This window comes from Allobosea sp. OAE752, from assembly GCF_050433265.1.
GTDB lineage: Bacteria > Pseudomonadota > Alphaproteobacteria > Rhizobiales > Beijerinckiaceae > Allobosea > Allobosea spartocytisi.
On record NZ_JBNPXO010000001.1, the window covers coordinates 914,704 to 927,981 of the forward strand.

General features: G+C 67.3%; 14 protein-coding genes. 5 read left to right on the plus strand and 9 right to left on the minus strand.

Annotated features, from left to right (window positions below):
* The first annotated feature begins 158 nt into the window (after positions 1-158).
* Together otsB and GGC47_RS04255 are read left to right on the plus strand one after the other, a co-directional pair.
* Positions 159-959 (plus strand): trehalose-phosphatase, encoded by an 801-nt coding sequence (gene otsB, locus GGC47_RS04250; protein WP_191124503.1) that lies wholly within the window; start codon positions 159-161, stop codon positions 957-959.
* A gap of 132 nt (positions 960-1,091) precedes the next feature.
* Complete coding sequence (locus GGC47_RS04255) at positions 1,092-2,933, plus strand: glycoside hydrolase family 15 protein (protein WP_142019953.1); 1,842 nt, start codon at positions 1,092-1,094, stop codon at positions 2,931-2,933.
* A gap of 21 nt (positions 2,934-2,954) precedes the next feature.
* Here GGC47_RS04255 and GGC47_RS04260 read toward each other — a convergent pair whose 3' ends face one another.
* The gene (locus GGC47_RS04260) at positions 2,955-3,176 is read right to left on the minus strand and encodes a putative antibiotic biosynthesis monooxygenase (protein ID WP_142019951.1); all 222 of its coding nucleotides are present in this window, start codon (positions 3,174-3,176) and stop codon (positions 2,955-2,957) included.
* A 97-nt stretch (positions 3,177-3,273) separates the two neighbouring features.
* Here GGC47_RS04260 and GGC47_RS04265 point away from each other — a divergent pair, with 97 nt between their 5' ends.
* The gene (locus tag GGC47_RS04265) at positions 3,274-3,855 is read left to right on the plus strand and encodes a TetR/AcrR family transcriptional regulator (RefSeq protein ID WP_113254198.1); all 582 of its coding nucleotides are present in this window, start codon (positions 3,274-3,276) and stop codon (positions 3,853-3,855) included.
* A 3-nt stretch (positions 3,856-3,858) separates the two neighbouring features.
* Here GGC47_RS04265 and GGC47_RS04270 read toward each other — a convergent pair whose 3' ends face one another.
* From GGC47_RS04270 to GGC47_RS04290, 5 genes are all read right to left on the minus strand, one after another.
* Complete coding sequence (locus tag GGC47_RS04270; protein ID WP_142019949.1) at positions 3,859-5,067, minus strand: M20 family metallopeptidase; 1,209 nt, start codon at positions 5,065-5,067, stop codon at positions 3,859-3,861.
* Between the two features lie 127 nt (positions 5,068-5,194).
* Positions 5,195-6,175, minus strand: a complete 981-nt coding sequence (locus GGC47_RS04275) for a cation diffusion facilitator family transporter (protein WP_429066999.1) — start codon at positions 6,173-6,175, stop codon at positions 5,195-5,197.
* Positions 6,176-6,206: 31 nt separating this feature from the next.
* Positions 6,207-6,746: a chromate transporter gene (locus GGC47_RS04280; protein WP_112763024.1), complete on the minus strand. Its 540-nt coding sequence runs from the start codon at positions 6,744-6,746 to the stop codon at positions 6,207-6,209.
* Positions 6,746-7,309: a chromate transporter gene (locus tag GGC47_RS04285; protein ID WP_038360655.1), complete on the minus strand. Its 564-nt coding sequence runs from the start codon at positions 7,307-7,309 to the stop codon at positions 6,746-6,748. The genes GGC47_RS04280 and GGC47_RS04285 overlap by 1 nt, the downstream gene beginning before the upstream one ends.
* A 10-nt stretch (positions 7,310-7,319) precedes the next feature.
* On the minus strand, positions 7,320-7,952 hold the full coding sequence (locus tag GGC47_RS04290; RefSeq protein ID WP_038360652.1) for a LysE family translocator: 633 nt from the start codon (positions 7,950-7,952) through the stop codon (positions 7,320-7,322).
* 168 nt (positions 7,953-8,120) lie between these two features.
* Between GGC47_RS04290 and GGC47_RS04295 the strand changes: the two genes are divergently transcribed.
* Positions 8,121-8,639 (plus strand): hypothetical protein, encoded by a 519-nt coding sequence (locus tag GGC47_RS04295; RefSeq protein WP_038360649.1) that lies wholly within the window; start codon positions 8,121-8,123, stop codon positions 8,637-8,639.
* Between the two features lie 91 nt (positions 8,640-8,730).
* Here GGC47_RS04295 and GGC47_RS04300 read toward each other — a convergent pair whose 3' ends face one another.
* The 3 genes from GGC47_RS04300 to GGC47_RS04310 all read right to left on the minus strand — a co-directional run bounded on the left by GGC47_RS04300 (position 8,731) and on the right by GGC47_RS04310 (position 11,493).
* Positions 8,731-9,237, minus strand: a complete 507-nt coding sequence (locus GGC47_RS04300) for a DinB family protein (RefSeq protein ID WP_142019947.1) — start codon at positions 9,235-9,237, stop codon at positions 8,731-8,733.
* Between the two features lie 27 nt (positions 9,238-9,264).
* Positions 9,265-10,488 (minus strand): NAD(P)/FAD-dependent oxidoreductase, encoded by a 1,224-nt coding sequence (locus GGC47_RS04305; protein ID WP_142019945.1) that lies wholly within the window; start codon positions 10,486-10,488, stop codon positions 9,265-9,267.
* Between the two features lie 90 nt (positions 10,489-10,578).
* Complete coding sequence (locus tag GGC47_RS04310; RefSeq protein ID WP_038360641.1) at positions 10,579-11,493, minus strand: LysR family transcriptional regulator; 915 nt, start codon at positions 11,491-11,493, stop codon at positions 10,579-10,581.
* A gap of 161 nt (positions 11,494-11,654) precedes the next feature.
* Between GGC47_RS04310 and amaB the strand changes: the two genes are divergently transcribed.
* Positions 11,655-13,175, plus strand: a complete 1,521-nt coding sequence (gene amaB, locus GGC47_RS04315) for an L-piperidine-6-carboxylate dehydrogenase (protein ID WP_142019943.1) — start codon at positions 11,655-11,657, stop codon at positions 13,173-13,175.
* Positions 13,176-13,278: the final 103 nt, after the last annotated feature.

Genomic DNA, 13,278 nt, shown 5'->3' on the forward strand with positions numbered 1-13,278 from the left:
CCTTGCGGTGAAATCGTGTCCTGCATGTTAAGCATCCAGTACAGCGGCACAACCCCAAGGACGATTTTTCGGCGGCGGCGCTCCGCAAATTGTGAAAGAAAGGATTAGCGGATCGACTGGCCGTTCTTCTGCCTCCTTCTCCGCTCAGATACAGAACGATGACGACCTTGATCGAACCCGAATCTATCCATGAAATCCGCGACATCGCTCAGACCGAGCAGCAGATCGCACTCTTTCTGGATTTCGACGGCACGCTCGTCGAGATCGCGCCTTCGCCGGAGGACGTGAAGCTCGACCGTCGCGTCGCGCCCGCGCTCGAGACGCTGCGCCTCAAGCTCGGCGGCGCGCTGGCGCTGGTCTCCGGGCGCCCGATCGCGTTCCTCGACGAGATGCTGACTCCCTATCAGTTCGACATCGCCGGGTTGCATGGCGCCCAGATCCGGATGGGCGGCGCGCTTCGGGCGCAATCGGACGCGCCGGACAGCCTGCATGAAGCGCTGCGCGAGCTCGTCCGCTTCGCCAACAGCCATGTCGGCATCATCGTCGAGGACAAGCGGATCTCGGTGGCGCTGCACTGGCGGCTCGCCCCCACGCTCAAGGACGAGGCGCTCGACCTGATGCGCCGCACCGCCGCGAAGATGGGGCCGGGCGTGCGCCTGCAGGAAGGCAAATCGGTCGCCGAGATCGTCCCTGCGAATGCCAGCAAGGGCGGCGCCATCGCATGGCTGATGGCGACGCCGACCTATGCCGCGCGCCTGCCGGTCTTCATCGGCGACGACATCACCGATGAGGACGGCTTCAAGACGGTGAACGCGATGGGTGGCCTGTCGGTGCGGATCGGCGCCGACCGCGAAAGCCGTGCCATGCATCGCCTCGCCTCGCCGACGGCCTTGCACCGCATCCTTCTCGAAGCCGCCGAGAACGGCCACCTTTCCGCCGCCAGCTTCACCCAGGGCTGATCGGAGAATGTCCGCGTGTCCGAAGCGCGGACATTCTCCAGCTCTTCATTTCATTGCATTTTCTTCATGCGAACCGGTATCCGCGTCGCTTGAAAATGCTCTTGGACCGACCTGACGAGGACCGACCTGACCATGACCGTCACGACCACGGCCGCGGGGCAACACTCCGCCTCGCTCGACCTCGGTGTCATCGGCAACTGCTCGATCGCCGCGCTCATCGACCGGCGCGCCCGCATCGTCTGGGGCTGCTTCCCGCGCTTCGACCGCGATCCGGTCTTCTGCTCCCTGATCGACAACGAGGCGGACGATGGCGACGCGGAGCCGAAGAAGGGCTTCTTCGGCATCGAGCTCGTCGGCATGACGCGCTGCGAGCAGAGCTATCTCGACAACACCGCGATCCTCTCCTCCGTGCTGTCCGACGACCTGGGCAACGCCATCGAAATCCTCGATTTCGCGCCGCGCTTCGTGCGCTATGAGCGCTTCTTTCGGCCGCCGCAGATCGTGCGGCGGGTGCGGCGGGTGTCGGGACGGCCGCGCATCCGCGTCATGGTGAAGCCCTGCCTCGGCCTCGGCGAGCAGCCGGACGAGATCACGCGCGGTTCCAACCATGTCCGTTTCGTCGGCGCCGACCAGACCATCCGGCTGACGACGAACGCCCCGCTCTCCTATGTCGTGGAAGGCACGCCCTTCGCCGTCGACCAGGCCTATTCCTTCTTCATCGGCTCCGACGAGGCTCTGCGCGCCGAGATCGAGACCACGTCGCGCGAATTCCTCGACAAGACCACCGACTATTGGCGCGACTGGGTGCGCTCGCTCTCGATCCCCTTCGAGTACCAGCGCGAAGTGATCCGGGCCGCGATCACGCTGAAGCTCTGCGCTTTTGAGGAAACCGGCGCCATCGTCGCGGCGCTGACGACCTCGATTCCCGAGGCCCCCGGCACCCAGCGCAACTGGGATTACCGCTATTGCTGGCTGCGCGACGCCTATTTCGTCGTGCATGCGCTGAACCGCCTCGGCACGACGCGCACGATGGAGGACTATCTCGGCTTCATCACCAACATCGTCGACTCGTTCTCGGAGAGCGGCGCGGAGCACCTGCCGCCGCTCTATCCGATCACGCGCGGCGGGACGCTGACGGAGTTCGAGGCAACCAGCCTCTCCGGCTATCGCGGACACCGGCCGGTGCGCTTCGGCAATGGCGCGGCCGGGCAGATCCAGAACGACGGCTACGGCGCCGTGGTGCTGGCCGCGACGCATTCCTTCTTCGACCGGCGCCTGATCCAGCCCGGCAAGGACACGCTGTTCGAACAGCTCGAACGCATGGGAGCGCTGGCACTTGCCGTCTTCGACAAGCCCGATGCCGGCCCCTGGGAGTTGCGCGAGAAGGAAGCGGTGCACTCCTTCTCCAGCGTGATGTGCTGGGCGGCCTGCGATCGGCTGGCCCGCATCGCCGGCACGCTCGGCCGGGCCGACCGCAAGGAATACTGGAAGGGCGAGGCCAAGCGGCTCAAGAGCTTCATCGCCGAGCGGATCTGGAACGAGCAGAAGGGCCATTTCGTCTCGACCTTCGATGGCGAGGAGCTCGACGCGACACTGCTGCTCCTGGCCGAGCTCGGCTTCGTCAAGCCCGACGACGCCCGCTTCGTCGCCACCGTCGAAGCGATCGGACGCGATCTCACGCGCGGCGATCTCCTGCTGCGCTACGCCACGCAGGACGATTTCGGCTACATGCATACCGGCTTCCTGATCTGCGCCTTCTGGTATGTCGACGCGCTGAACGCGATCGGACGCAGCGAGGAAGCCAAGGCGCTGTTCGAGCGCATCCTGCAGCGGCGCAACAGCTTCGGCCTGCTCTCCGAGGATGCCGACCTCAAGACCGGCGAGCTCTGGGGCAATTTCCCGCAGACCTATTCGATGGTCGGCATGATCAACTCGGCGATGCGGCTCAGCCGCAACTGGGAAGAGGCGTTCTGAGACGGCCCGCTCCCGGGACGGTCAGCGCGGCGCGCCGAAGCGAAAGGCGACCGGGATCACCCCATAGACCATCGCCAGCACCATGGGCGGCACGGCCAGCGCCGTGATGCCCAATGTGGGCCAGCCGGCGGTGAAGGGCGCCAGCACCGCCAGCACCAGATTGATGGCGGCATAGGCGCCGACGGTCGCGACGAGCAGGAAGCGCAGGCGCGAGGCAAGGCGGGACGCGAAGGATGCGGTCATCGGCTTCTCCACATAACGGAACGTTCCGTTTCTATTGACCTTGAACTAAACGGGCCGTTTCGTTATGTCAAGAGGCCAAGCAGACGAGGTCAGACAGATGGAACCGAAGCCGAAGCGCCGTGCCTCGATCGGCGCCCGGCGTAGCCCGGAGACGGAAGCTGCCGTCAAGGCGGCTGCACGGGAACTGCTGGCGGAAAAGGGCTATGCCGGCTTCTCGATCGAGGAGGTCGCGCGCCGCGCCGGGGCCGGCAAGCCGACGATCTATCGCTGGTGGCCGAACAAGGCCGAGCTGTTCATCGCGATCTACGGTGTCGAGAAGGACGCCGCCATCCCGGTGCCGGATACCGGGTCGCTGCGCGAGGACCTGCTGCGCTACACTAGGGATCTCTGGCGCTTCTGGCGCGAGGATGCGGCAGGGCGCGTCTTCCGCGGGCTGATCGCCGAAGCACAGACCAGCGAGACGGCACTCGCCGCACTGCGCTTCAAATTCATGCCGGAACGCCTCGCCTCGCCGCGCAGGATGTTCGTGCGCGCGGCAGAGCGGGGGGATATCGCGGCCGACGAAATCGACGACCGGCTCGAACTCTGGGTCGGCTTCAACTGGCTGCACGTGCTGACCGACCGGCTGAGCGAGGAGGAGCCCTCGCTCAGCCGTAAGATCAATCTGCTCTGCCGCTGAGCCTCACTCCACCTTCGCCGCTGCGCGCATCACCGCGAGCGCCAGCACCTGCGCCGCCGGCACGAGGCTTTCGACCTCGAGGAACTCGTCCGGGGTGTGCGCCATGCCGCCGATCGGCCCGACGCTGCACAGCGTCGGAGTGCCCTGCGCGGCCGTGAAGCCGGAATCGGCGCAGCCGCCGGTGAATTCCGCGGTGACGCCGATGCCGAAGGCGGCCGCCGCCTCGCGATAGGTGTCGTAGAGCGCAGCCGATTCCGAGGAGCGCTCCAGCGGCAGGAACTCGCCCTTGATCGAGAGCACGGCGCTGGTGCCGGCAACCTCCGGCGCTTCGATGATCGCCTTGATCTTGCCGACCATCTCGTCGCGCTGGGCGGCGGTGACGTAGCGCAGGTCGATCTCGCACCAGGCACTCGGAGCGATGGTGTTGACGGTCTGGCCGCCGCCGATCAGGCCGACATTGACGGTGATGCCCTTCTCCAGGTCGGTGAGGCCCTGGAGCTTCGGGATCTTGTGGCCGAGATCGACGATGGCCGAGGCGCCCTTCTCGTAATTCGCGCCGGAATGGGCGGGCTTGCCGGTGAATTCGGCCCGCATGAAGACGCCGCCCTTGCGGCCGCTGGTGACCGACTGCTTGTGGTCCCTGGCGAAATCGGTACCGGCCGGCAGGCGGCTGGGCTCGGCATTGAAGACGCAGCGCGACTCGCGCGCCGCCGCCTCGATCACCGGCCGGGAGGACGGCGAGCCGATCTCCTCGTCGCTGGTCGTCAGCATCAGCAGAGGCGCGGCGAGCCCGCCCAATTCGGCGAAGGCGGCAGCCACGAAGGCCTCGATGACGAGGCCGCCCTTCATGTCGGCGACGCCCGGCCCATAGGCGCGCGCGCGCTTGATGGTGAAGGGGCGGCGCGTCGGCTCGCCCTGCGGAAAGACGGTGTCGCGATGGCCGAGCAGCAGGACGGGGCGCTGGTCATTGGCCGTCGGGTTGGGCAGGCGCGCCTTGACGGCATCGCCGAAGCGGCTGTCCGGCACGATCTCGACATCGAGCCCGTTGGCCTGATGGAAGCGGGCGATCACCTGCCCGGCCCGGTCGACGCCGGCCTTGTCGTAGGAGCCAGAGTCGGTGTCGACGAGCTCGCGCAGCAGCGCGACCATGCCTTCCTTGCGGCTCGCCAGCCACTCGGTGACCTTCTTCTCTTCGGGGCTCAAGACGCTCATCGACTCACTCGCAATCGTTCCGAACGGGACAATGCCGGCAGCTTATCGGCTGAGCCGCCCGCGGCAACGGCAAACCGCGGCGGAGAGCCCCTTCATGCGGCGCATGCCGGGACCGCGCGGCCGCCGATCAATCGGCCCATTCGGGGTCGGTCGTGAAGGCGATGGTGAGCCAGCGGTCGGGCGTGTCGTCGCCGATCGCCTCGCCGACCTCGTCGCGAATGCGATCCCACTCCTCCAGCTTCTGCGCCGCTCCGCCCTTCGGCACGATGAAGAAGAGCTCGATCTGCCTGCCCCTGCCGACGCGCGCGACATAGGAGCGGTAGGAGGCGAAGCCGTAACGGCGGACGAAATCCTCCGCGACGGCATCGACATGCTGCTTCAGGTCGGACGGGGTCACGAGCAGGATGTCGGCGAAGGCCTGCTTGATCGTGCCGATCGGAACGGGAATCACCGCGATGCAGACCAGAGCCAACGCCACCGGATCGACATAGGGCAGCATCCAGGCGAGCTTCGTGCCCTGGATCGCATAGCCGAAGCCGAAGGCGACGAGCAGCGCGCCGCTCAAGGCACCGGACATCAGCCAGGCCTTGGCGTCGAGCGCGACGAAATTCGACTGAAGGGCGCGGTTGGCCCGCGCGCCATAGATCGCCATGGCGAAGGCGATCAGCATCGTCAGCGCCGCGTAGATGATGGCGTAGTCGAAGGCGAGAAGCCGACCGCCGGCCATGATGCTGCCGATGGCATTGATCAGGGCGTAGATCGCCGCCCCGGTCAGCAGGACGCCATTGAGGCCGAGCACCATCGGCTCCAGATGCCAGAAGCCCATGGTGAAATGCTTGACCAGCTTGCTGCCGGCGGCTCCGTCCGCCGTCGAGGAGACGATCAGGGTCGAGACCAGCAGCGCGACGATCGTCATGATCGCGTCGGTCAGGGCGTAGACGCCGTCGAAGACGATCGCGAAGGAACCGGAGAGAAGGCCGAAGACGATGCCTGCGGCCGCCAGCAGGAAGGTGACGGCGATCGAGAGGCGCAGAACGCTTTGCTCGGTCTTCACGACAAGCCCCTTCTCCCGGCCCATCTGTACCACGCCCAGGCTGCCGCACGCCATTTGGCGTCCTGGCGGCAACCGGCCTGCCCGATCAGACGAAGCCGAGCGCCCAGGCGGTGGCGTAGACGACCGTGCCCGCCGCCATCGGGACGAGCGGGTTCACCTTGGACCGGTAGGTGACGATCGCGGTCGCGGCGGTGACCGCATAACCGAAGACACCGGCATCGGCCGCGATTGCCGCGACAAGGCCGCTCGCCAGCATGAGGCCGAGCGCAATCGGCACCAGCGCCAGCGTGACGATCCTGACGATGCGATTGTCGCGATAGCGCTGCAGGCCGCGGCTGCAGACGAAGGTCAACACGGACGATGGCAGCAGGATCGCAAGGGTCGCGACGAGCAGGCCCGCCGTCCCGGCCATGTGCCAGCCGACGACGCTCGCCAGCATGACGTTCGGCCCCGGCGCCGCCTGCGCGATGGCGAAGAGCCGGGCGAAGGTCGGCGCATCCATCCAGGCGAGGACATCGACGAGCTGGCGGTGGATCTCCGGCACCACCGCATTGGCGCCGCCGATCGCCATCAGCGAGATCGCGCCGAAGGTGATGGCGAGCTGGCCGAGGACACCGCGCTCCATCAGACCCGCCTCGCGCTCAACGATGCCGCGACCAGGCCGAGCGGCACCAGCACCAGCAGGGCCGGCAGCATCGGCAGCCTGAGAATACCGACGGCGAGAAAGGCGGCAGCGGCCATGATCCAGGCCCAGCGGGCAAGCCCGGCGCGGGTGAGGAGCCGGGCGGCGGTGCCGAGGATGAGCCCGGCCGCGCTTGCCGCCGCCCCGGTCAGGGCGATCTGCGCCAGCGGATGGTTCGAAACCGCGTCGTAGATGTTCGCGATGGCGACGAGCACCAGCAGCGGCATGGCCATCAGGGCGACGAGGCAGGTCAGGGCGCCGATCGGTCCCCGGAAGCGATCCCCCAGCATCACGGCCACGTTGACCGTGTTCGCGCCTGGAAGCGCCTGGCAGATGCCCATCAACTCGGCATAGCCGCGATCGTCGAGCCAGCCGCGTTCGGCGACGATGATATGGCGCGCAATGGGGCCGACGCCGCCGAAGCCCATCAGCCCGATCTTGAGGAAGCCCGTGAAGAGCGCCGGCAATCCCGGCCGTAGAGCGGACGTGGACGCGCTTGCGGACATGCAGCCCTCGTCAGCGGCGCGCTTCCATCGCCATGCGCAGGGCGAAACCGGCCAGCACCGTGCCCATCAGCCAGCGCTGCACCAGCGACCAGAAGGGCCGCGTCCGCAGGAATAGTGCGATGCTGCCCGCCGCCGTCGCGATCAGGGCGTTGACGCTGCCGCTGATGGCGATCTGGATGAAACCGAGCACCATGGACTGGCCGAGGACATCGCCCGCGGCCGGGTCGATGAATTGCGGCAGCAGGGCGAGATAGAACATCGCGATCTTCGGATTGAGCAGGCTGGTCAGGAAGCCCATAGCGAAGAGCTTGCGAGGGCCGTCATGCGGCAGGTCGCGGACATGGAAGGGCGAGCGGCCACCGGGGCGCACCGCCTGCCAGGCAAGCCAGAGCAGATAGGCGGCGCCGCCGAGCCTCAGCGCGTCATAGGCATAGGGCACGGCGAAGAGCAGGGCCGTGATGCCGAAGGCCGCGCAGAACATGTAGACGAAGAAGCCGAGGATGACGCCGCCGAGCGAAATCAGCCCCGCCGCCCTGCCCTGCGCGATCGAGCGCGAGATCAGGTAGATCATGTTGGGGCCTGGGGTCAGCACCATGCCGAGCGCGATCAGGGCGAAGGTGAGGAGTGTGGTCGTCTCGGGCATGGGCGGGCGCTCCGGCGGGGTCCAGCGCTTGGAGCATGGATCGCGAGAGCCAGCAATCGCCGCGGCTGCCGGAGCGGCCATGCACGCTTTCGATGCCCCGGAAGCCCCCCGCGACGGAACCGGCGGGCTTGCCGCCCGTTGTCGCCCGCAAGCGGATTGGGGGAAGACATGACGCTGTTCAGCCGGCTGCTCTACACCATCATCGCCTTCGCGCTGCTCGGCGCCGCGATCATCCTGATCGGCGTCGCCGTCTGGCGCACCGCGCATGGCTTCTGGACCGGCGATGGCGGTCTCGACACGATGCTCGACGCGATCGGTCTCATCATCATCGCGGTCGCCGTCTCCGATGTCGGCAAGTTCCTGTTCGAGGAGGAGGTGGTGGCCGACCGCGAGATGCGCCACCCTGCCGAGGCGCGGGGATCGCTGACCAAGTTCATGTCGATCATCATCGTGGCGCTGGCGCTGGAAGCGCTGGTGCTGATCGCCAAGACCACCCGCGAGACGCTGAGTGAGATCGTCTATCCCGGCCTTGTGATGCTGCTCGCGATCTTCGCGCTGGTCGGCCTCGGCCTGTTCCAGAAACTCAGCCAGCATGCGACGGCTTCGGTTCCGCCCGATCATGAGGAGCGGGACGAGCGGTCGAAGCAGCGTGCAATGACACCCCTTTCGGCGGAGAAAGCCGGCTGAGACCAAGGCGGATGGCCGGGCCAAAAAGTGCGCACCGTGCTTAAGCGATAGGGGACCGCACAAGCGCCTCCCCTCATCGACGTGTCGCCGCCTAGCGTGCTTCGTCGACCAGAAGGAGATCGGTGTCCTCCGGCCGGGCTCCGGCGGCCGTCAGCATCGCATGGATCTGGCCGCGATGGTGGGTCTGGTGATTGAACATATGAGCGATGACGAAGGCACGCGGCTTGCCGATCTCACGGCCCGCGCGACCGAAGTACCAGATCAGCGTGCCGCGCAGCCAATCGGCCTCGACCGCATCCGCCCAGGCGAGGATGGCGGCGTCCCGTTCGCGGCGCCGGGCGCAGAATGCGGCCCAATCGTCAAAATAGATCGATGAATCGCGACCGTTGACGGCGGGTTTCTCCGTGCCGACCAAGCGGCTCATCCAGGTCTCATCGCCCCAGAGGAGATGGTTGAAGGTGCCGTGGATCGACTTGAAGAAGGCGCCGCGGTCTAGCCGGCGCTCCGCGTCGGTCAGCCCGTCGGCGGCCGCCATCAGGCTCTCGTTCTGCCAGGCATTGTAGCGGGCCATGGTCCGGACGAAGGCGGGATCGACCATCGCGGCCTCCTTCTCAGGCGATCTTGCTCAGATGATGTTGGCCTCGGCGAGGGGCCTGCCGGCAACGATGCGCTCATGGCCGAGATCGGCAAGATCGAGCGAGCGATAACGGCCATGCGCGATGTGCTCGGCGATGCCCCGCCCCACGGCCGGGGATTGCTGCAGGCCATGGCCGGAGAAGCCATTGGCGAGATAGAGGTTCGGCAGGCCGACCGCCGGGCCGACAATGGCGTTATGGTCGAGCCCGCACATGTCGTAGGGGCCGGCCCAGGCACGGCCGGGCTTGATCTGCTCGAAGGCCGGGATGCGATGGGCCAGCGGCGCCCAGACCGCCTCCTCGAAGAAGGGCCAGTCGACATCCTCCACGCCCGGATCGGTTTCGACCCATTCGACATCCTGCTCGGGCGTCAGCGGCGAGCAGCTGCCGATGAAGAGTTGTCCTTCGGCCGTGCGCTGACCTTCCGGCCGACACCAGGCGCCGTTCGTGTCGATCAGGAGCGGACAATTCCCGACATCGCCCTTGCAGGTGAAGGTGAAGACATAGCGCTTCATCGATTTGACGGGGATCGCGATGCCTGCCGTCGCCGCCAGCCTGGCGCCATGGGTGCCGCTGGCATTGACGACCGCGCCGCAGGCGATGCGGCTGCCATCGGCGAGCTCGACGCCGGTGACGCGACCGCCCTCCGTGAGATAGCTGATGACCTCGCCCTGGCGATATTCGATGCCGAGGCTGCGCGCCTTCTTGCGAAAGGCTTGCAGCAAGGCCCAGCCGTCGAACCAGCCCTCGCCGCTGACGCCATAGGTGCCGCAGGCGAGGTCGGAGGTGTTCAGCCAGGGGAATTTGCTGCGCAGCATTTCTGCAGCATAAAGCGCGATATCGGCGCCTTCCTGCTGCTGAAGCCTTTGATTGGCTTCGAGAATCCCTTTACCCTCCTCGCCGGCGAGGTAGAGGTATCCGCCCTCGTGGAGATCGATCGCCGGCACCTCGCCATCGACCGAGAGATGGGTGCCGATGTTGCGCAAAAACGCGATGCCGTAGAGCGAGACGCGGATGTTCACCGCGCTCGAGAATTGCTGGCGGATCGAGGCGGCCGAGAGCGCCGAGGCGGAGTAGCGGTAGGTCGGGTCCTTCTCGACCACGATGACCTTGCCGGAGAAGCCGGGATCGGCTGCAAGATGATAGGCGACTGAGGAGCCGATCGCGGCACCGCCGCAAATCACGACATCGGCGGTCTCGGAGACGGACGGCATGGCGGGCCTCGCGCGACGACTCCGCAGGGAGCCGGGTTGGTGAATTCCGCGCATGAATGACGTGGCTGGGAGCGCTTGTCGAGAGGGGCGCTATCCCACAGGCGCGCACTCCGCCAGCAGCCAGTCGCGGAAAGCGGTGACGGCCGGCAGGTTCGCCTTCTCCTCGGGATAGACCAGATAATAGCCTTCCTGCCCGATCAGCGAACGGTCGATCGGGATGACGAGCGCGCCCGAGCGCAACTCCTCCTCGACGAGGAAGCGCGGCACGATGGCGAGCCCGAGCCCCGCGACCGCCGCCTGAGAGACCATGGCGAACTGCTCGAAGCGCGGTCCCACCAGCGCGCGCTGCGGCGGCAGGCCCTGCTGCTCCAGCCAGTTGGCCCAGGCACGCGGCCGCGTCGATTGCTGCAGCAGCGGCGCCTTCAGCATGTCGGCCGGCTCGGCGATCCCGAAGCGGGCGACGAGAGCGGGCGAGGCGACCGGCACGATCTCCTCCCCCATCAGCCGGTGCAGCCGCGCCCCCGGCCAGACCGGATCCCCGAAATGGACGGCGGCGTCGAGCGGCTCGCGGCTGAAATCGAAGGGCACGAGCTTGGTGGCGAAGTTGATGGTGATGCCGGGATGGGCTTCGGTGAAGCGGGGCAGGCGCGGGATCAGCCAGCGCGTGCCGAAAGTCGGCAGGATGGCGAGGTTGAGCACGCCGGCCGCGCCCCGGAAGGCCATGGCGGATACGGTGGCGGCGGCGAGCCGCGACAGCCCTTCGCGGACCTCCGCGGCATAGGCCGCGCCGGCGGCGGTGAGGCTGACACGCTTCTTGACGCGCTCGAACAGGCTGACGCCGAGAGCCCCTTCGAGCTGAGCCACCTGCCGGCTGACGGCGCCCTGCGTCAGGCTCAGCTCCTCGGCGGCACGGGTGAAGCTGCCATGCCGGGCCGCCGCCTCGAAGGCAGCGAGCGCCGAGAGCGAGGGCACCGACAGGCGGCCGGGAATGAGGACATCATCCATGACTAGAACTCACCAAGTGGTGAGAACATATCGATTGCCCCAAGGATAAGAAAGAGGGCACTCTCCCGGCCTCAAGCGCGGCGCCTTCGGTTTCCGCGCCCCTCTGCCATGCGCCCCGGGGCCTCTCCCCTGCGGCACTGCGACCGTTTTGGAAGACAAAGATGGCCACATCCCTGCCGAAAGACACGCTCGCCCTGCTCAAGCGCCTCGGCGTCTCCGAGAGCGCCTATGCCGATGCCGGCCTTTCGGCCCGCTCGCCGATCACCGGCGAGACCGTCGTGACCCTGCGCGAGACCTCTCCGGCCGAGGCCGAGGCCGCGATCGGTCGGGCCCAATCCGCCTATCTCGCCTGGCGCAAGGTGCCGGCGCCGCGCCGCGGCGAGTTCGTCCGCCTGCTCGGCGAAGAGCTGCGCGCCGCCAAGGCCGATCTCGGCCTGCTGGTGACGCTCGAAGCCGGCAAGGTCACCTCCGAGGGCCTCGGCGAGGTCCAGGAGATGATCGACATCTGCGACTTCGCCGTCGGCCTCTCGCGCCAGCTCTACGGCCTGACCATCGCGACCGAGCGCCCGAACCATCGCATGATGGAGACCTGGCATCCGATCGGCGTCGTCGGCGTGATCTCGGCCTTCAACTTCCCGGTCGCGGTCTGGTCCTGGAACGCGGCGCTCGCCTTCGTCTGCGGCGACAGCGTCGTCTGGAAGCCCTCCGAGAAGACCCCGCTGACCGCGCTCGCCGTGCAGGCCATCGTCGAGAAGACGATGAAGCGCTTCGGCCCCGAGGCTCCGATCGGCCTGTCGGAAATCCTGATCGGCGGCCGCGAGATCGGCGACATCCTGGTCCAGGATCACCGCGTTCCGGTCGTCTCGGCCACCGGCTCGACCCGCATGGGCAAGGAAGTGGGCCAGAAGCTGGCGGCTCGCTTCGCCCGCGCCATCCTGGAGCTCGGCGGCAACAACGCCGCGATCGTCGCCCCCTCGGCCGATCTCGACATCGCGCTGCGCGGCATCGCCTTCGCGGCGATGGGCACCGCCGGCCAGCGCTGCACCACGCTGCGCCGCCTGATCGTGCATGAAAGCATCTATGATGCGCTCGTGCCGAAGCTCGCCAAGGTCTATGCCAGCGTGAAGATCGGCGATCCCCGCGAGGCCGGTGTGCTGGTCGGCCCGCTGGTCGACGAGGCTGCTTATCAGGGCATGCAGAAGGCACTCTCCGAGGCCAAGGCCGAAGGCGGCAAGGTCCATGGCGGCGAGAAGGTCGATGTCGGCGCTGGCGGCTTCTACGTCCGTCCGGCGCTGGTCGAGATGCCCAGGCAGTGCGGCCCGGTCGAGCGCGAGACCTTCGCCCCGATCCTCTATGTGATGAAGTACAAGTCCATCGACGAGGCGATCGCGATCCAGAACGCCGTCGGCGCCGGCCTGTCCTCCTCGATCTTCACGCTGAACATGCGCGAGGCCGAGCTCTTCGTCTCGGACGAGGGTTCGGATTGCGGCATCGCCAACGTCAATATCGGCCCCTCGGGCGCCGAGATCGGCGGGGCGTTCGGCGGCGAAAAGGAGACGGGCGGCGGCCGCGAGGCGGGCTCCGACGCCTGGAAGGCCTATATGCGCCGCGCCACCAACACGCTGAACTACGGCACCACCTTGCCGCTGGCACAGGGCGTCAGCTTCGACGTGGATGCGTGATCGGTAGAACTGAACAGCAACCGTCATTGCGAGCGTAGCGAAGCAATCCAGGAGCGGCAGCGCTCTACGTCCCCCCTGGATTGCTTCGTCGCTCCGCTCCTCG